We start from the raw sequence: 17,465 nt of genomic DNA on the forward strand, positions 1-17,465 counted from the left end.
CTCAAAAATCCGTCGACATCGACAACAGCACGGTTCGCGGCGAGCCTTGCGCCAGTGCGGAGAAGCTCGCGACACCGGCCCAGTAGTTGGTGTCGAACACGTTCTGGACTAACGCCCGAACCGTCACGGGCCGGTTGTTGATGCGCGTGTTGTAGCGCGCGCCCAGGTCGAGCCTCGTCCAGGCCGGAACAAGCTGTGTGTTTGCCCCATTCAGATATTGGTGCCCGGTATAGATGGTGTTGGCGACCAACGTCAGCCCTGGCGCGAAAGGGGTGTCCCATTCCGCGGACAGATTGGCCTGCACCTCGGGCACACCGATCGGGGTCTTGCCGAGATTGGCCAGCGTGTTCGTCTTCGTCAGCTCCGCGTCGATCAAGGTCACGCCGCCGAGAACGCGAATGCCCGGCTGCACTTCTCCGAACACGGTGAATTCCACGCCGCGATTGCGCTGCTCCTGATCAGCTCGGAAGACGTTGCCGGCACCCAGCTGTCCCGACGGCTTGGTGATCTCGAACAGGCTGACCGTGGCCGCGAGCGTGCCGAAATCAACCTTGACGCCTGCTTCCTTTTGCTTGCTGAGATATGGCGCGAGGACCTCGCCTTGATTGATCGCCGTGTTCGGCGCGGTATCGCCCTTGCTGAGCCCTTCGATGTAATTGGCGTAGAGCGAAACGTTGCTCCAGGGCTTGACCACCACGCCGACCATCGGCGTGAAAGCCGTCTCATCGTACGAGGAGCTCACGGCTCCGGTGGTCGTGTTGTAATTGTTCGACCTGACGCCCTGTTGCCTGACGCCCACCGTCAACTGAAGCCGCTCCTGGAGAACCGACATGGTGTCGGCCAGCGCAATGCCGGTCAGCTCGGTGTCCGACAGCCTCGGCACGGTCGCGGGAGCCGCAACGAGTTGCTGGGGACGGGCGATCGGCGCATAAATGTTGGACGACACCGCCGTGCCGTTCACCGAACCCCGCGAGATCTCATCCCCGTAGTAGCTCCCCTGCAAGCTCACGGCGTGACTGATCGCGCCGGTCTCGATGCGGGCCCGCACGCCGGCGTCGGCCACGTTCCTGTCGATGTCGAACTTGAACCGTCCTGGCGTCGATGTGGTGTCGCCTGCCGCATTCACGATCATCGGCGTGCCGAACAGACGATCGACCTGGGTCCTGCCGCCGCCGGCGTCGGCGAACACCGTCACGGCGTCAGTCACATCGTATTCGGCGCGCGCTAGCAGCGAGTTGTCGTGGACCTTGGCAAATTCCCAGGATTGCGTGACGTTGCGCCGCCCGACCGGCGCGGTCGGGACGGCGACGCCGGTTGCGACCAGGAACGGCCTGGTGGGCGCGTCGAACTTTTCCTCCTGATCGATGAAATCGAGCGAGGCTCTGAACTTCTCGCCGCGATAGTCGAAGGCAGCGGAGCCGACATGCGCCTCTCGGGTCTGGTTGTCCAGTGGCGTATCGCCGTTGTGATAGCTGCCATTGACGCGAATGCCGAATTCGCGGTTCTCGCCGAACCGCCGGCTCACGTCGAGATGCGTACCGAGTTGGGTGCTTGTCGCGTAGCTGGTTGTGACCCGCGTGAGATCGACGTCACCGGCGCGCTTCGGAACGATGTTGATGGTGCCGCCGACACTGCTGTTCGGCGCCATGCCGTAGAGCAGCGCGGTCGGGCCTTTGAGGATTTCGATGCGCTCGACGTAATCGGTGAACACGCGATAGTTCGGTGCGACGCCGTAGACGCCGTTCAAGGCGATTTCTCCGACATTGCCCTCCCCGATCGGAAAACCGCGGATGAAGAAGGAGTCGAGAATGCCGCCGGTCTGACCCGTGAAACGGACCGAAGGATCATTGCTGACGACGTCCGCGACCGTGACGGCCTGCTGGTCCTCGATCTTCTTCGCCGTGTAGCTCGTGATGTTGAACGGCGTATCCATGAAATCCTTGTTGCCGAGCAGGCCGACCTGGCCTCCACGTGCCACCTGCCCGCCCGCGTAGGTCGGCGGCAGTGCACCGGGCCTTGCAGCCGTTGGATTGGCGTCCGCCTGCAACCTGGCCCGATCGTTCGCAGCCGCGCCGCGGCCGGCTCTTCGGACTGGATTGGCTCGTGGACGCGCGCGCGGCTTCGGCGCGTCCGCAGTGACGGTCACCGCCGGCAACGTGCTTCCGCCCGCGGCCTCGGGCGCGGCGCTCTGCGCGCTGGTGCCGTGCAGGACACCGTCGCTGCACAAGGCAATGGAGATCACGGAAACCGCGAGGGCTCTCGGGCTGGCGCACGTCAGAAGCGTCTTGATGCGAACGGCAAGAACAGCAACGGGACGACAAAACACTTTCGACGACATCGCGCCTTCCGATTTCATGAACATGAACGTCGGGGCGAGGTGCCGTGAGAACCTTCGTCGAGTCAACGAAAGCACCCTTGAATCACAGTAGTTTATAATGAGACAAGCTCTAAATCGCTTGGGGGGTTGCGAAGAGACAAGCCTCGACACCACGCCTGCGCGCACGACGCGAGCTCTAGCGACGTGCGATGCACGCGGGTCATGCAAGTGCAAGATGGGAGCTTCGGACCGCGCTGAACCCGTGGCCGGTGATCGCTCGCTTCCCGTCGACGCGGCACGCGTTTCAGTGTGTGGTCGCCTTCCATCGCGGAGAGAGGAAGGCCACGCCGATCAGAGCCGCAGCGTCACTCCGCCGAAGCCCTGGCGTGGCGCTCGGAAGATACGAGCGCGGCCTGCATCAGGCTGCGTCGGCGCCAGATGGAGCCGACCGTCAGCACGACGGCAACGCCGAGCACGGCGCAGAGATATTCGCCGCCTCCGCCGCCATGGCCGAACTGCGGCGGGATGCGCAGCGCGCCGAGCATGCCGTCCAGCGCGGCGCCGAACGAGCCGTCGAACAGCGTGTGCAGCCACGGCGCGACGCCGGGGTCGGTCGCGATCACCTCGCCCGCGATCCAGCCGAGCAGCGCCGCACCGGCCCAGACCAGCACCGGCAGCTTCTCGAGCAGTGCCATGATCAGCGCCGCACCGGCGACGATCAGCGGCACGCTGACGGCGAGGCCGAGGACCAGCAGGGGCACGCTGCCATTGGCAGCGGCGGCGACCGCTATGACGTTATCGAGGCTCATGACGATGTCGGCGACCACGACGATCTGGATCGCATGCCAAAGGTGCGAGGCGGATTCGACGTCGTCCTCGTCCTCGTTCTCCGGCACCAGGAGCTTGGCTGCGATCACGATCAGTGCGAGACCGCCGGCGAGCTTGAGATACGGCAGCCCCATCAGGGTGGCGACGATGCCGGTGAAGATGATGCGCAGCGTCACCGCCGCCCCCGCACCGAAGATCATGCCCCACAGCCGATGCCGGGGCGAGAGGCCGCGGCACGCCAGCGCGATCACCAGCGCGTTGTCGCCGGAGAGCAGGATGTTGATCCAGATGATCTTGCCGACCGCGATCCAGAAGGTCGGTTCGGCCATCTCGTTGCGAAACTGGGTGAAGAATGCCCCGATCGTAGCGGGATCGAAGATCTGCCAGAGCCAGTCCACAATGAGTCCTTTCGCTCGTCGCCTCTAACCTGCCGGCTGGATCAGCCGACGATCTCGTTGCCGGAGAAGAACTGCGCGATCTCGATCGCGGCGGTTTCCGGCGCGTCCGAGCCGTGCACCGAGTTCTCGCCGATCGACTTGGCGTAGAGCTTGCGCACGGTGCCCTCGGCGGCCTTGGACGGATCGGTCGCGCCCATGACCTCGCGGTACTTGGCGATCGCGCCCTCGCCTTGCAGAACCTGCACCACGACCGGGCCGGAGATCATGAAGTCCACGAGCTCGCCGAAGAACGGGCGCGCCTTGTGGACGGCATAGAAGGTCTCGGCCTGCTCCTTCGTCATGCGGATGCGCTTCTGCGCGACGATGCGCAGGCCCGCCTTCTCAATCACGGCATTGACCGCGCCGGTCAGGTTACGCTCGGTCGCGTCCGGCTTGATGATCGAGAAAGTGCGTTCGATGGCCATGATGTTGTCCTTGGGGAAGAGAGCGGTGGTTCGGGGTTGCGGGGCTTATATCGGCGCCTTTGCCGGACGGCAAGCGACCGCGGAAACGGCCTCCCAGGCGGTTTCGGCGCAGGGATGCCTCCCCGATCCGCTCGATGACGAGAATTTCACCAAGATGAACCCAATCTGCAACCGCCATCAGGATCCGGTTCAGCTTCGCCGGCGTAAGGTCGGCACCATCGAAACCGAAGCCTGCCCCCAGGCGGACCGTTTCGGAAGGCCTTTCCAGCCGACGCGGATCATCCCGCGCCGGCAGTCTTCAGGAGATAACCATGTTGTTGAGGAAACTTTCGCTTGCCGCTGTCGCCGCGATTGCGCTCGGAGCTGCATTGGCGCCGACCTCGGCCTCCGCTCATTGGCATGGCGGCCCGGGCTGGCACGGCGGCGGCTGGCACGGTGGCCCGGGTTACCGCTGGGGCGGCCCGCGTTTCTACGCTGGCGGTCCCGTCTCCTACGGTTATGGCGGCTGCTATGTGCGCCGGCTGGTCCCGACCCCCTGGGGACCCCGCTGGCGGCTGATCAACCGCTGCTACTAAGTCCGTCAGCACCTTGTCCAAGGGGACCTAAGCCCCCAGGCCCCTTCCAGGAGAAGCCCCGGCGCTCCCCTCGCCGGGGCTTTGCCTTGAGCGCACAAGGCGCAGTCGTACAATTTTTACGTGAATGCCCGGCATTCCCCACGGTCAGCGAAACTATTTGGCCGCCAATGACTTGGTACCGTGTCTTCGCTTTGAGAACACGGAACCTTGCAATGGCTGGGCATTTTGCCAATGACAGCGAACAGATCGACCGGCGCACCAGCCGCTCGATTTGCGACGCCGTGGGCGAGCGGCTGCAGCAGAGCCTGCGGCCCGAACCTCGCCTGCCGACTCATCTCGAGCAACTTCTGAGCGAGCTGCAGCGGCGCGAGCGCGAGAGGCACTAACGGAAAAACGAGTTGCGTTCGACGCGCCTTGCGGTGACAAGGCCGCATGCTTGCCATCTCCGACCTCTCCATCCGCCTTGCCGGACGCCTTTTGATCGACCAGAGCTCCGTGCAGATCACGCCCGGATCGCGCGTCGGCCTGGTCGGGCGCAACGGCACCGGCAAGTCGACGCTGTTCAAGGTGATCCGCGGCGAGCTCGCCGCCGAGCACGGCACGGTCACCCTGCCGCCGCGCTGGCGCATCGGCAGCCTGGCGCAGGAAGCCCCCAACGGCCCCGAGAGCCTGATCTCGGTCGTGCTCAAGGCCGACCTCGAACGCGACGCGCTGCTGACCGAAGCCGAGCACGCGACCGACCCGCACCGCATCGCCGAGATCCAGACCCGGCTCGTGGACATCGACGCGCATTCGGCGCCGAGCCGTGCCGCCGCGATTCTCTCCGGCCTCGGCTTTTCCGCCGCCGATCAGCTGCGCCCCTGTGCCGAATTCTCCGGCGGCTGGCGCATGCGTGTCGCGCTGGCCGCGACGTTGTTCGCGGCGCCCGACCTGCTGCTGCTCGACGAGCCCACCAACTATCTCGACCTCGAAGGCACGCTGTGGCTGGAGGATCACCTCGCGCACTACCCGCGCACGGTGATCGTGATCAGCCACGACCGCGACCTCCTGGAAAGCTCGGTCGACCAGATCCTGCACCTGGAGCGCGGCAAGCTCACGCTCTACAAGGGCTCCTATTCCTCGTTCGAGGAGCAGCGCGCCGCGCGCGAGCTGCTCGACGCCAAGGCTTTGAAACGCCAGGAGGCCGAGCGCGCCCGCCTTCAGGCCTTCGTCGACCGCTTCAAGGCCAAGGCGTCCAAGGCGCGCCAGGCACAGTCCCGGGTGAAGATGCTGGAGCGGCTGAAGCCGATCACCGCGCTGGTCACCGAGGACGTGCGCGAGATCAGCTTTCCGGCGCCGGAGAAGATCCTGTCGCCGCCGATCATCGCGGCGGACAACGTCTCGGTCGGCTACGATCCGGCGAGCCCGGTGCTGAGCCGCGTCACCCTGCGCATCGACAATGACGACCGCATCGCGCTGCTCGGGGCCAACGGCAACGGCAAGTCGACCCTGGTCAAGCTGCTCGCCGGACGCCTGGCGCCGTTTTCCGGCAAGGTGACCCGCGCGGACAAGCTGTCGATCGCCTATTTCGCCCAGCAACAGCTCGACGAGCTCAACGAGGACGCCTCGGCCTACGACCACGTCCGCAAGCTGATGGGGGATGCGCCGGAGGCCAAGGTGCGCGCCCGCGCCGGCGCGATCGGCTTCTCCGGCAAGGCCGCCGACACCAAGGTCGGCAAATTGTCGGGCGGCGAGAAGGCGCGGCTGCTACTGGGCCTTGCGACCTTCTTCGGCCCCAACATGATCATCCTGGACGAGCCGACCAACCATCTCGACATCGACAGCCGCGCCGCGCTCGCGGAGGCGATCAACGAGTTTCCCGGCGCCGTCATCATGGTCTCGCACGACCGCTATCTGATCGAGGCCTGCGCCGACCGGCTCTGGATCGTCGCCGACCGCACCGTGACCAATTACGACGGCGACCTCGACGAATACCGCCGCCTGGTGCTGTCGACGCGCAACGCGGACAGCGCCCCGCGCGAGCGCAGCGCCGCGACGGAGAAGCCGCAGCGCGCCAAATCGGACAATCGCGGTTCGCTGAAGAAGCGCATCGCGGAGGCCGAGGCCGAGATTGCCCGCGTCAGCGAAATCATCGCCAAGATCGACACGGCGCTCGCCCTGCCCGACATCTTCACGCGCGATCCCAAGCAGGCCGCGCAGCTGTCGAAGGCGCGCGCAAATGCGGCTGAGGCGCTCGCCCGCGCGGAGGAGCAGTGGCTGGAGGCGAGCACGCAGTTCGACGAGGCGGCGGGCTAGCGCCCCCACCGGCAGGCCGCGCCAATAAAAACGTGCAAAACAACCCCATGCACAGTACTGGTATTTCAATACCGTAATGCGATTTGATTGGCCGCTCTTTGCCCGCTCGGTCTTGGCAACCACGCGAAGGCAGCGAACCGTATGGTTTGCTCCAGATTATTGTTGGCGCCGCCAAAGCGCATTCCGGAGCGCGCGGCCTACAAAATCAGCCCCTCGCCGCCGAGAGGCGCGGCCGTGACGCCAGAGCGGAACCCATCGGCGTTGCAAGCAGGATGGCAATCACCGCTTCCGCACCGCCGGCTTCGATGATGCATGTTCGGGCGGCGCCGTCGACACCGCGAACGTCACCCAGGTGCTCCACGTGCTGGCGCGGTTTTCGACTTCCAGATCCTTGTAGCCCCTCAGATTGAGGTAGCCCTGGTACCCGTCGGACATGGGGATGATGAACCCTATCTGAGGGCCGATGCCGATCGCGCGTCCCCTGAAACCTCCGAGCTTCGCGCCCGGACCAGAATCGTCGGTGATCTGCTGGTAGAAGTAACCGGCCACGCCGATCTGGAAATTCTTGCTCAGGAACTGCGACGCCGCCCAGTCCACATGGAAGTCGATGCCGTTCTGATACTGGAGGTACGGATTGGGCAGGCTGTAGGTCAGCCCGCCGACGACCGAGAATTCATGCCCGGTCTTCGGGTCGAAGTAGGTGTAGCCGGCACCTGCATCCCAAGCGACGAAGCCAAGGTTCAGGTTGGCGAGACGATTTGGATCATAGGTCCCGCTGGGGATATTGCCGGTGATGTAGACCATCTCATTGTGGACACCCTGATTCCACTTGAGCGTGCCTTGATAGAATACATCGGAAATCGTGGTCCGATTGTCGGTTCTGACCCCTGAAATGGCATTTCCGGCAGGGCCAGTCAGCGTGGCGTCGATGCCGAGACCGACATTGCCCGGCGCCGTGAGGATTGAAACCGCAGCCTGGCCCCCCAACACAGGGAGAGGCGACGTGTAAGTGATGCCCAGTGCGAGCGCATCGCCATGCGCGTTCAGGCCTGTGACAACCGAGCCGCTGGCTCCGCCGCTGGTGACGAAATTCTTGGTGGCTCCCGCATCAGCCTGCAGGTGCAGATAGATCGAAGCATAGGCCCAGCCGGGCACGGTCGGCGCGGCGGCAAGACTGCCGAAAATGCCGGGCAGCCAGAACCCGACACCGCCGGCGTCGGCCCAGGCTTGGGAAGGAAGCGAAGTCAGCATCCATCCGAGTGTCGCAACAGCCGCGAGTGATGCCTTGGTTCTCATGGCGCCCTCCCCTTCAGAACGGAACGACGTAGTTGAGGATCGCGATCTGCCGCAGCAGCACTTTGCGGATGACATGACTGACGACAACGCGATCCGTGAAGATGGCAGCCGTTCCAGTCGCGCCGGCCGGCAAAGCTTTCGCGGCCTCGCCGTCATCGAGCGTCACTCGCACGACGAAAGGCACGGTCTCGATCGCTTTGGGCATGACGGCCTGCCCCGAGACCTGGGTCTGCCCGGTCGCGACCGCCTGCAGGATGCTCTCGACCTTGCCGGTGAGAATCCTTCCGGGAGCAAACTTGAAGGCGATTTCGACCTCCTGACCGGGGACGACATATCGGGCATTGATTTGATCGATCTCGATTGCGACGTCGGTCTCCGAGGTGTCGATGAACGCCATCGCCGGCGAAGCCGACAGGTTTCCGACGCGCGCGCCCTTCCGAAGTGCAACGTTGGTCGCGTAGCCGGCAGCGGGTGCCCGCACGACGGTCTTATCCAGATTCCATCGCGCGTTCTGCAATTGGGCCTTCAACTGGTCGACCTCCGACTGCCGCTGCTCGACATCGAAGCCGCGGCCGGCATCCCGTTCGTACAGCGACGTCATCTGGGTCAGGCGCGTGCTCGAAAGCTTGAGTTGAGCTTCGATCGCCTTCACCTGGGCGTCATAGGGCGTGGGGTCGATCCGAAAGAGGATGTCGCCCTGCTTCAAAGGCGCATTCGGCCGGACAGGCACGTCGACGACCTCGCCGGCGACGTCCGGAACGATCGAAACGGCATTGCGGTAGACCAGCGCCGCGCCCTGCGGCGCGCCCCAACCCATCGGGATGAACAGCCCGATGTTCAGAAGAAGCAGCACGATCAGAGGCGAGGCCTTCCAGAACGCGTTGAAGCGGATCGCGCCGACCCAGACCAGCGTGAACAGCAGCGCCAGATAGAGCGCCATAAGGGCGATCATCATGGCCGGGTCTCCATTGTCCGCTTCGCCGGCACGTCGACGTAGGCCCAGATCATCGCGACCGGCCACAGCACGAAGCCGAAGATCAACGTGATCCAGCCGGCGATACCCACCGCCTCGGCCCAGGGGTGTCCACGCCGCCGCGCCACGTGGCCCGGCATCGAGCCCACCAGCCAGATGACGAGGACGATCACGGTCAGTACGATGGCCAGAACTATCCAGGCGAAGAGATCGAGGCCGCTCATTGCGCCGCGACCCTCTCGATGTCCGGCAGGCGCCAGCTCTTCTCGAAAAGAGCTTTCTGCGGACCATAGAAGCGGAAGATGATTTCCCATCCTCCACCGGCTTTGGTCGGAACCCAGTTGGACTCCTTGCCGTCGGGAGCGTTCGGGCCGAAGAAGATGTCGGCGGAGCCGTCGGGGTTGGTCTGCAGCCCTGGCGTGTTCGAGCCCCGACTCGACCACTTCGTATCCCTGATGAGTCCGTGCGTCTCGCGATCGTAGACCGTGCCGGACCAGTAGAGCGAGACCGGCGCATTGGCCGGTACCGTTAGCCGGTAGGTGCTTCCCCCGTCGAGCGGCTTGCCCTCCTTGTCCCGGATCGTGACGAGATAGAATTGGCCCGTGCCAAGGTGCTTCACGCTGGAGAATGCGAACGAGTAGAAAGCGCCGCGGTCGTCGACCGGGTAGACGTTCGGCTTGGCGAAGAGATTAGTCAGCCCCTCGGTGACGTCGTGGGCAACCGGCAGCGCCCATTGTCCGCCGTCATAGAAGGGCGGCTTGAAAAGACCTTCGTACCGGATATCGAGCCATCCGCGAGCGTCCCCGGCCGCCTCCTCAAGCATCTTCCGGGCTTCAGGACCGGGATTGAATGGTTTGCCCTTCTCGATGCCGATCGACTTGATCTGATCGATCATGGCCTTGTCGCGTTCAAGCCACGTCTCCCGCTGGATGAAGCGGTCGAGCGTCTGGAAAAAGCGGATGTCGTAAGGGATCGTGCTGTCGTAGATGACGTCGACTACGTCTATGAAGGCCGTCGAGGACGGAGCGGCCGCCTGGGACAGTGGATAGAGCTTGATTTGCTTCGCGTAGGCGACAGCCTTCGCGACGTCGGCCTCGCTGCCGCTACCGACGTTCGAGCGCAGCAGCGCGTAACCCATGTCCGTGTCGGACGCGAGAGGGATGTAGCCGTCAGGGATCTTCTCGGCGTAGCCCGGCGGGAGGATGAGGTACTTTCCGCCCTTGCCCTTGTCCGCTCCCGCCGGTCCCACGTCATCGAGCGCGGCTTGCCAGGCATCCATGATCGTTCCGGTGATCTCGCCTCCGCTTGCCGCCGGGATTTCGAGCACCATCGGACCTGCGCCCTTGGTGTTGACGAAAGGCATCAAGTAGATCGTGCTGGGATTGGGCGTGAGAGTCTGATTCTTCCAATCCGGAATTCGCGACCAGAATACGATCTGGTTTTCCCTGGCTCCGGCCTTCACCGCCGCTTGCAGCATCAGGTCGAAGTTGACGGCGGGCATGCCCCAGATCACGGCCTCGATCGCACGCGCGCGCATGCTTCGGGCCAGCAGATCGTCCCGACTTACAACCTGCGCCTGCGCCCAGCCTGTCCAGAACGCGATCACTAGCGCAATGAACAGTCGTTTGCTCATCGGAGATTCTCCCCTCCGGTCAAGGCGTCACGATGTTGAACCAGAAGGACGGCTTCTGGAACAGTCCGACGAACTCCGTCACCGCCTCCTTGCGCCCCTCCACCTTCACGTCTCCGGAGGCGATGGCTTGTTCTGCTTTCAACTCACCGGACTGCATGCGGTCGAAGGTCGCTTTGGAGAGCGTGATCTTGGCGTCGGTGGCCGCGGGCTTCTTGGAATAGTTCAGGACGCTGTTTTCCACGAACAGAGCGTAGGCTTGTCCGAGATCGTCAAAGGCCACGGTGAGAGAAAGCTTCTTGCCGGAAGCCTTCTCCGCATCGAGCTGCACTGCGAGGTAATCGAATGTCATCTCGGGCGGCATGGCCCTGACCGTGTCGGGCCCGGCCGTCTCGATGCTGCCGGCGTTGGGCACGCCGTGCCGAAGCTCGGATGCGCCCTGGAGATAGACCGAGCGCCATGTGCCGCTTTCAGCCTGATAGCCCATCTGTTCATAAGCGTCGGCAAGCAATTCCTTGGCTTCCTTATTATTGGGATCAGCAAAGACGACATGCTTGAGCGCTTCTGCGACCCAGCGGTATTCGCCCTTGTCGAAGTCCGCCTTCGACTTCTGCAGCACCGACGCCGCGCCGCCCATGTAGTCGACGTACTTCCTGGCCGCCTGTTCCGGAGGTAACTGGTCGAGGGTCGTCGGATTTGCGTCGTAGAAGCCCATGTAGAATTGGTAGACGGCGCGCGAATTGTGCTTCAACGAGCCGTAGTAACCGCGATTGTACCAGGCCTTGTCGAGCTCCGACGGCAGCTTGATCATCTCGGCGATCTCGACGCCCGTGTAGCCCCTGTTCATCAGGTGCACCGAGCGATCGTGGATGAACTTGTAGAGATCTCGCTGCTTCTTCCAGTAGTCGACGATCTTTGCGTTCCCCCACATCGGCCAATGATGGGCCTGAAACTTGACGTCCGTGACTTCGCCGTAAAGGTCGATCGTCTCGTTGATGTACTTCGCCCAATTCAAGGCGTTGCGCACCTGGGCGCCGCGCAGGGTGAGGATGTTGTGCATGGTGTTGGTCGTGTTCTCGGCCATCCACATCGCGCGAAACTGGGGAAGGTAGGTGTTCATTTCGGCGGGCGCTTCAGTGCCGGGAGTCATCTGGAAGATCATGCGCACGCCATCGATGACGACTTCCTCCCCGGTCTGCTTGATTTCGCGCGTGGGGAGGATCAGCCCGGTCGTGCCGTGGCTGACCGTCTGACCAAGTCCGGCATTCACGCCGCCCTGGGGGTTACGTGGCAACAGCGGTCCGTACATGTAGATGCCGCGGCGTCCCATCGCGTTACCGGCAATCACGAATTCGCTGATCGCATGTTCGGTGAAATTGAGCGGCGCAAGGATCTGGACCTTTCCGGCCCGCACGTCCGCCTCGTCGACAAGACCGCGCACGCCGCCGTAATGATCGCCGTGCGAGTGGCTGTAGACCACCGCGACGACAGGCCGGCGGCCGAGATGCCGACTGACGAGTTCATAGGCTTCTTTCGTGCTCTCGGTGTCGCTGCCGGCATCCAGCACGATCCAGCCCGTATCGCCCTGCACGAAGGTGACGTTGGCGAGGTTGTAGGCCCGCACCTGCGCGATGCGGTCGTGCACGCGGTAGAGACCGTACTGCATGTTGAGCTGGGCGTTGCGCCAGAGGCTTGGATTGACCGTTTCGGGCGCCGGCTTGTTCAGGTCGATGAATTTCTTGTAGCTCTCCAGATCCCAGACGATGCCGCCCTTCTCGTCGCGGATCGTCAGCGTTTCGGGCCTGGCAATGAGGCCGCGCGTCGCGTTGTCGAAGTCTTCCTTGTCATCGAAATTGAGGTACTGCCGCAGCGCATCGTTCGCGGCTTTCGTTAGAGCCGTCGCAGGCTTGGGTTGCGTCCCGCTTGAAGATTGCGCTGCAGCGGCGGGAATGACTCCAGGCGACAACCCCAGCAATGCCAGGGCAGAGCCGGCCAACACAAGTTGGCGCCTGTCAGGTCCACCAGAGACGGTATCCTGGGTGGTGGGAGATTGTCGCGCTTCGCGAGAGATCATGGCTTCGCTCCGAATAGATCGCGCCGGGATTGGGCGGCGTCCCGTCTGCTGCGGGTTTACTGGCAATAATCCCAGAAGCCCTGCGTTCGGGATGGATCGGTGTAGTACCAGCACATCCCGGGCGCCGGCGCGGCACCGGCCCACGCCGCTGCGGTCGCCGCTGTCACGAAGCCAATGGCTGCACCTGCGGCGATCGCGCCGCCCGCGGGCCAGCGATACCAGCCGGGCCGTGCCCAACGTACGCCGCCGCCGCGATAGCCAGGCCGAACCACGGTCGTTCGACGCACCGCAACGTTGCCTCGCGGTCCGACCACGGCGGTGCCACGCCGGACAGCGGCACCGCCTCGCGGTCCGACCACAGCGCGTCCGCGATGCACGGTTGCACGCACCTGCGTGAGATCGTCTTGGAATCGGAAGGCTGATTGATGAGGCGCCAAGGGCGCTGCGTGAGTTGTTCCCGGGACGGCGCAGCAAACGGCGACCGTGAACAAAATCGTCGGCAAGATCCGGGAACCGACGGCAGATCGTACATAACCGAAGTCCAATCGACATGACCGCATTGTCAGGCCCTCCAATTTTCTTATCGGCCCGCGAACCGCGCGAGCGCCCATGTCGGCCTCTCGTGTCCCCGTCCGTCCTCCCTCGAATGCGACACTCTTTGAGAGCCGTCCCGCATTGGTTGCAAATCTATGGTATCTCCCCTGATCGCTGATGTGATGCGCAGTTTGTGCCGATGCGACGCCTTGTCGCTTTCGGCCGAAAAATGGACGGTCTTTCAATCGGATGATGTGCGCGAGATTTGATTTAAATGGCCCACGCCGCTTTTCCGTCGCAATGGAGGCGAAACATATGACGCGGAGCCGGAGAACGGGACATGCCGGGCGTCGTCGGGATAATCGGCCGGAACGGCGATCGCAGCACCATCAACTGCACTGAGATCGCGATCAACGGATTCGAGCAACTTCAGGCCGCCACGCCGACGAGCAGTTCCGAGATCATCCAGATCCAGCCCGGCCGCATGCAAGGTCGTCTGAAGCATGCGAGCGTCGCCGGACTTTCGCTTGGTTTCGGCACGTTCTCGCACGGGGTTATTTCGCGCGGCGTCTACAGCGATGACCGCGTGACGATAGGTTTCCTCACGGAGACCGGCAGGCAAAGAGCTCGCCAGCGTGGCACTGGCAGCATTCGGATCTGGTCTCCCGGCGTAGAGCACCAGAGCAGGTACGCCGCTGGCGTGTCCTTTGGTGCCATCTCGGCCTCGACCGGGGATATGGCCCGTTTCTTCGGACCCGACAGCCGGTTCAGCGAGCCGACAGCATGGCTGAGAAAGAGCGCGTTCCACACCAGCCCTGAGACGGGCGACGCTTCGGCCGGGGTCCTCAGACGCATCATGGCCGGCTTCGATCGACACGCGCGCAGGCTGGGGCCGCCCGAGGCGGAGTACTGGAAGCGGGCCATCATCGAAAGCGCCTGCTACGCGATTGCGAACTCAGAACAATCGGACCCCTTCGTTTCTTCACCGCAACGGCTGGTGAGGAGAACTCAGGAATACCTCGACGGTGCAGGCAATGCTCCCGTGCACATCTCGGAGCTTCTCTCGCATTTGCGCGTGTCCCGACGCGCGCTGCATCGAGCCTTCGACGAGATCCTTGGCATCCCGCCGATGAGGTACCTTCGGCAAAAGCGGTTGTGCGAGGCGCGGCTGCTTCTGCAACACGGAGCTGCAACCGACGTCACCGTGGCGGAGGTTGCCTTCAGGCAGGGCTTTGCCGATTTCAGCCGATTCTCGGCCTATTACCGCGCCCTCTTCGGTGAAAATCCATCCGAGACGTTGAACAGACATTCAATCCGGAGCTGACAGCAGGCGTCGACATCAGCAACCCGCATTGCATTATGCCTGCTTCTTCTTCCCCTTAGCCGCCCTCGGCACCGGCTGCGGCTCGGGATTGCCCTCGATCGAAGACAAGCGTCCCGCCACGAACGTGTAGATGCCAGCGCGCGGACCGGTGGTCCAGGTCACGACGGCGACGCGGCCGCGGCGGCATCGTTGGACAGGCTGACATCGGAGGGCGCGCCGATGCCGCGCACCACGTCGCATTCGGTGTGGCCCAGCGCGACCGTGCCGCAGGCGCCGTCGGCGCTGACGAGGTCCTCAGCCGCGACCTGTTTGTCAGGGGTCACCGGCGGCGATTCGAACGAGATGTTCTTGATAAAGAGACGGCCGGGTCTCTGAAAACCATTGAGCGTCCTTCGACACCAGATCCCTCCGGACTGCTACAGCTCGGAAGGCCCCGGCCAAAACCAGAGCGCTTGCGGATCGACTCGGACAGGGGCAAACTCGTGCAGCTGCCGAGGGATCGCGGATGCCGGCCAACTTGGAGGAGAGGCGAGAGGCGCTTGTCGGGCTCATCTACGACGCTGTGCTCGATGCCTCGCTGTGGAGCTCGGCCCTCGAAGGCATCGCGGACATCACGCATAGCGCGGCCGCGCTGATCCACGGTTACAGCGTCGATCGCAAGCTTTACACGTTCCACAATCTCGGCCGGATCGATCCCGACTGCAAGCGCCGCCACGAACTCTATCATGTCACCAATCCGTGGATGCGTTCGAGCCGGTTTCCGGCGGGCCAGATGGTCCATAGCGACGGTCTGATCGAGCTGCCCAAGCTCAAGCGCACCGCCTTCTATGACGATGTGCTCAGGCCGCAGAACCTGGCGCACGGCTTGATCGTCAACGTGGTCAGCCGCCCGGAATTCCGCGTCTCCCTCAACGTCGAGCGCAGCGAAGCCAGCGGTCCGTTCAGCGAACGCGACGCCGCCGTCCTGAGATCGCTGCTGCCGCATCTACGGCGAGCCTGCGAGCTCCGGCTGCGCATGCACGACTACCAGGCGGCGGTGCAGGCCGAGCGCGACGCGCTCGATGCGTTGTCCACCGGGATCATCATTTTCGACGCTAGTCAGCGCGTCTTGTTTGCCAATACCGCCGCACGCAGCCAGACCGAAGAACTGTCGCTGCGGCTGCAAGAGGGCAACGGCTTGTCGGGCCCACCGGGAATGACGAACGACATCCTTGCGCTGCTGACGGACGCCCTGCGCGGCGGCGCGGCAGCAACCCGCCGGCTGCTGCGTCCGAACGGCGGCGAGACCGGCATCACCATCACGCCGGTGAAAGGACGAGCGTTCGGCCACCCCTCCCATCACAGGACGGCATCGCCCGCCGCCATTGCGCTCCTCGTCGATATCTCGGGAAGCCGAGACGCCGGGACGGCGTTGCTGGCCGCCCGCCACGGGCTGACCGCGGCCGAAACGCGGGCCGCAAATGTGCTGGCCCAAACCAGCGGCATGGACGCGGCCGCGGCAATGCTTGGGATCAGCCGCAACACCGTCAAATCCCACGCCAAGCGGATTTACGCCAAGATCGGCGTCCGCAGTCATGCCGAGTTGGTGCGGGAGATTGCGCAGATATCGCAGACGCTCGATCCGTCGCTATAGCGATTTGCTCATCCGAAAAGATGGCGGCAATCACCCTTCGGGGTGACGACGGACGGTCGTCCGGTCTGGACAATCCGGCGCCCTCACGAGGAGACTTAACATGATACGGCCGGCGCTTGCCTTGATCGCGCTTTTTGGGTTGGCGGCTCCAGCGCATGCCGAGCCGAGCTACCCGCAATCCACCATCCGCATCGTGCTCGGCTTCGGCCCGGGAAGCGCCCCTGATGTCGCAGCCCGCATTCTGGCCGACCAGTTTACGGCGGCGTGGGGCAAGCCGGTCGTGGTGGAGAACATGCTCGGTGCCGGCGGCAACATCGCGGCGGGCCACGTCGCCAAGGCGGCGCCCGATGGCGCCACGCTGCTGATGGCGGGGAATGCTGCGATCGTCATCAACCCCTCGCTCTACGCCAAGCTGCCCTACGATCCCGCGCATGATCTTGTCCCGGTCGCACAGGTCACGGTTGCGCCGAACATCCTGGTTGTGAGCAAGGACGTGCCGGCTGCCAACGTGCCCGAACTCGTGGAACTGGCGCGGCGTAGTCCCACTCCCCTCACCTTTGCCTCGGCCGGTGTGGGCACCTCGACCCATTTGGCGGGCGAGCTGTTCCAGACCATGACCGGCATCAAGATGCAGCACGTGCCCTACCGGGACAGCGCGACGCTGTTGAGCGACCTCACTGCCGGCCGCGTCACCATGTTCTTCGGCAGCATCGCCTCGGTGCTTCCGCAGATCCGCGACGGCAACCTGCGCGCGCTCGCGATCACATCGTTGCGGCGCTCACCGGCGGCGCCTGATATCCCGACGCTGGATGAGCTCGGGTTTCGCGGCTTCGAAGCGACCGCCTGGTTCGGCCTGATGGCGCCGGCCGGAACGCCGCCAGCTGTCATCGCACAGTTGCACGAGGAGGCTCGGAAGGCGGTGACAGCGCCCGCCGCACGACAGAAGTTCGCCGCCCTCGGCATGGAAACGGTCACTCGCACGCCCGGGGAGTTCGCCGAGCAGATCCGCACGGAAACCCCGAAATGGGCCGAGCTGATCAAGAGGGTGGGCATCGCGCCGATCCAGTGAAGGCGGCCGTCTCCCGGCCGATCGCAGGGCAATCGCATATGGGAGTGATCTCGCC

Annotated in this window: 15 protein-coding genes and 1 pseudogene; 6 read left to right on the forward strand and 10 right to left on the reverse strand. The window is 64.1% G+C overall.

Features of this window, described 5'->3' with window-relative positions:
* Position 1 precedes the first annotated feature (1 nt).
* The 3 genes from AC3WLX_RS03725 to ndk all read right to left on the reverse strand — a co-directional run bounded on the left by AC3WLX_RS03725 (position 2) and on the right by ndk (position 4,007).
* Complete coding sequence (locus AC3WLX_RS03725; RefSeq protein WP_492335907.1) at positions 2-1,933, reverse strand: TonB-dependent receptor; 1,932 nt, start codon at positions 1,931-1,933, stop codon at positions 2-4.
* 749 nt (positions 1,934-2,682) lie between these two features.
* Positions 2,683-3,543, reverse strand: coding sequence for a TerC family protein (locus AC3WLX_RS03730; RefSeq protein WP_492334733.1), 861 nt, complete (start codon positions 3,541-3,543; stop codon positions 2,683-2,685).
* 41 nt (positions 3,544-3,584) lie between these two features.
* Positions 3,585-4,007, reverse strand: coding sequence for a nucleoside-diphosphate kinase (ndk, locus tag AC3WLX_RS03735; RefSeq protein ID WP_291624417.1), 423 nt, complete (start codon positions 4,005-4,007; stop codon positions 3,585-3,587).
* A 314-nt stretch (positions 4,008-4,321) separates the two neighbouring features.
* Between ndk and AC3WLX_RS03740 the strand changes: the two genes are divergently transcribed.
* The 3 genes from AC3WLX_RS03740 (at position 4,322) to abc-f (ending at position 6,877) form a co-directional block, all read left to right on the forward strand.
* Complete coding sequence (locus AC3WLX_RS03740) at positions 4,322-4,582, forward strand: sulfur globule protein precursor (RefSeq protein WP_291624427.1); 261 nt, start codon at positions 4,322-4,324, stop codon at positions 4,580-4,582.
* A gap of 212 nt (positions 4,583-4,794) precedes the next feature.
* On the forward strand, positions 4,795-4,968 hold the full coding sequence (locus AC3WLX_RS03745; protein ID WP_291624418.1) for a hypothetical protein: 174 nt from the start codon (positions 4,795-4,797) through the stop codon (positions 4,966-4,968).
* Between the two features lie 46 nt (positions 4,969-5,014).
* Positions 5,015-6,877: a ribosomal protection-like ABC-F family protein gene (gene abc-f / locus AC3WLX_RS03750; RefSeq protein WP_492334734.1), complete on the forward strand. Its 1,863-nt coding sequence runs from the start codon at positions 5,015-5,017 to the stop codon at positions 6,875-6,877.
* A 279-nt stretch (positions 6,878-7,156) separates the two neighbouring features.
* Here the strand turns inward: abc-f and AC3WLX_RS03755 are convergent, their stop codons facing one another.
* From AC3WLX_RS03755 to AC3WLX_RS03780, 6 genes are all read right to left on the reverse strand, one after another.
* Complete coding sequence (locus tag AC3WLX_RS03755) at positions 7,157-8,173, reverse strand: SphA family protein (RefSeq protein WP_492334735.1); 1,017 nt, start codon at positions 8,171-8,173, stop codon at positions 7,157-7,159.
* Between the two features lie 13 nt (positions 8,174-8,186).
* The gene (locus AC3WLX_RS03760; RefSeq protein WP_492334736.1) at positions 8,187-9,128 is read right to left on the reverse strand and encodes an HlyD family secretion protein; all 942 of its coding nucleotides are present in this window, start codon (positions 9,126-9,128) and stop codon (positions 8,187-8,189) included.
* A complete protein-coding gene (locus AC3WLX_RS03765) occupies positions 9,125-9,370 on the reverse strand; it encodes a DUF3302 domain-containing protein (protein ID WP_492334737.1) in 246 nt (81 codons plus the stop codon). The genes AC3WLX_RS03760 and AC3WLX_RS03765 overlap by 4 nt, the downstream gene beginning before the upstream one ends.
* On the reverse strand, positions 9,367-10,779 hold the full coding sequence (locus tag AC3WLX_RS03770) for a DUF1254 domain-containing protein (protein ID WP_492334738.1): 1,413 nt from the start codon (positions 10,777-10,779) through the stop codon (positions 9,367-9,369). The genes AC3WLX_RS03765 and AC3WLX_RS03770 overlap by 4 nt, the downstream gene beginning before the upstream one ends.
* A gap of 19 nt (positions 10,780-10,798) precedes the next feature.
* Positions 10,799-12,775 (reverse strand): alkyl/aryl-sulfatase, encoded by a 1,977-nt coding sequence (locus tag AC3WLX_RS03775; protein WP_492335908.1) that lies wholly within the window; start codon positions 12,773-12,775, stop codon positions 10,799-10,801.
* Between the two features lie 131 nt (positions 12,776-12,906).
* Complete coding sequence (locus AC3WLX_RS03780; RefSeq protein WP_492334739.1) at positions 12,907-13,137, reverse strand: hypothetical protein; 231 nt, start codon at positions 13,135-13,137, stop codon at positions 12,907-12,909.
* A gap of 587 nt (positions 13,138-13,724) precedes the next feature.
* On the opposite strand from AC3WLX_RS03780, the gene AC3WLX_RS03785 reads away from it, so the two are divergent.
* The gene (locus AC3WLX_RS03785) at positions 13,725-14,708 is read left to right on the forward strand and encodes a helix-turn-helix transcriptional regulator (protein ID WP_492334740.1); all 984 of its coding nucleotides are present in this window, start codon (positions 13,725-13,727) and stop codon (positions 14,706-14,708) included.
* 33 nt (positions 14,709-14,741) lie between these two features.
* Here AC3WLX_RS03785 and AC3WLX_RS03790 read toward each other — a convergent pair.
* Positions 14,742-15,155: pseudogene (locus AC3WLX_RS03790) on the reverse strand (hypothetical protein).
* A gap of 115 nt (positions 15,156-15,270) precedes the next feature.
* Here AC3WLX_RS03790 and AC3WLX_RS03795 point away from each other — a divergent pair.
* Both AC3WLX_RS03795 and AC3WLX_RS03800 read left to right on the forward strand, forming a co-directional pair.
* Positions 15,271-16,341 carry a helix-turn-helix transcriptional regulator gene (locus AC3WLX_RS03795; protein ID WP_492334741.1) on the forward strand — a complete coding sequence of 357 codons (1,071 nt, stop codon included), beginning with the start codon at positions 15,271-15,273 and terminating at the stop codon, positions 16,339-16,341.
* Positions 16,342-16,441: 100 nt separating this feature from the next.
* Complete coding sequence (locus AC3WLX_RS03800) at positions 16,442-17,410, forward strand: Bug family tripartite tricarboxylate transporter substrate binding protein (RefSeq protein WP_492334742.1); 969 nt, start codon at positions 16,442-16,444, stop codon at positions 17,408-17,410.
* Positions 17,411-17,465 lie beyond the last annotated feature (55 nt).

It is taken from the genome of Bradyrhizobium sp. FW305-F6 (genome assembly GCF_058782905.1).

Bases quoted from the DNA above. Each gene is read 5' to 3' on its own strand.
- AC3WLX_RS03725 (WP_492335907.1), bottom strand. From the start codon at position 1,933: ATGGATACGCCGTTCAACATCACGAGCTACACGGCGAAGAAGATCGAG.
- ndk (WP_291624417.1), bottom strand. From the start codon at position 4,007: ATGGCCATCGAACGCACTTTCTCGATCATCAAGCCGGACGCGACCGAG.
- AC3WLX_RS03745 (WP_291624418.1), top strand. From the start codon at position 4,795: ATGGCTGGGCATTTTGCCAATGACAGCGAACAGATCGACCGGCGCACC.
- abc-f (WP_492334734.1), top strand. From the start codon at position 5,015: ATGCTTGCCATCTCCGACCTCTCCATCCGCCTTGCCGGACGCCTTTTG.
- AC3WLX_RS03755 (WP_492334735.1), bottom strand. From the start codon at position 8,173: ATGAGAACCAAGGCATCACTCGCGGCTGTTGCGACACTCGGATGGATG.
- AC3WLX_RS03760 (WP_492334736.1), bottom strand. From the start codon at position 9,128: ATGATGATCGCCCTTATGGCGCTCTATCTGGCGCTGCTGTTCACGCTG.
- AC3WLX_RS03765 (WP_492334737.1), bottom strand. From the start codon at position 9,370: ATGAGCGGCCTCGATCTCTTCGCCTGGATAGTTCTGGCCATCGTACTG.
- AC3WLX_RS03770 (WP_492334738.1), bottom strand. From the start codon at position 10,779: ATGAGCAAACGACTGTTCATTGCGCTAGTGATCGCGTTCTGGACAGGC.
- AC3WLX_RS03785 (WP_492334740.1), top strand. From the start codon at position 13,725: ATGCCGGGCGTCGTCGGGATAATCGGCCGGAACGGCGATCGCAGCACC.
- AC3WLX_RS03800 (WP_492334742.1), top strand. From the start codon at position 16,442: ATGATACGGCCGGCGCTTGCCTTGATCGCGCTTTTTGGGTTGGCGGCT.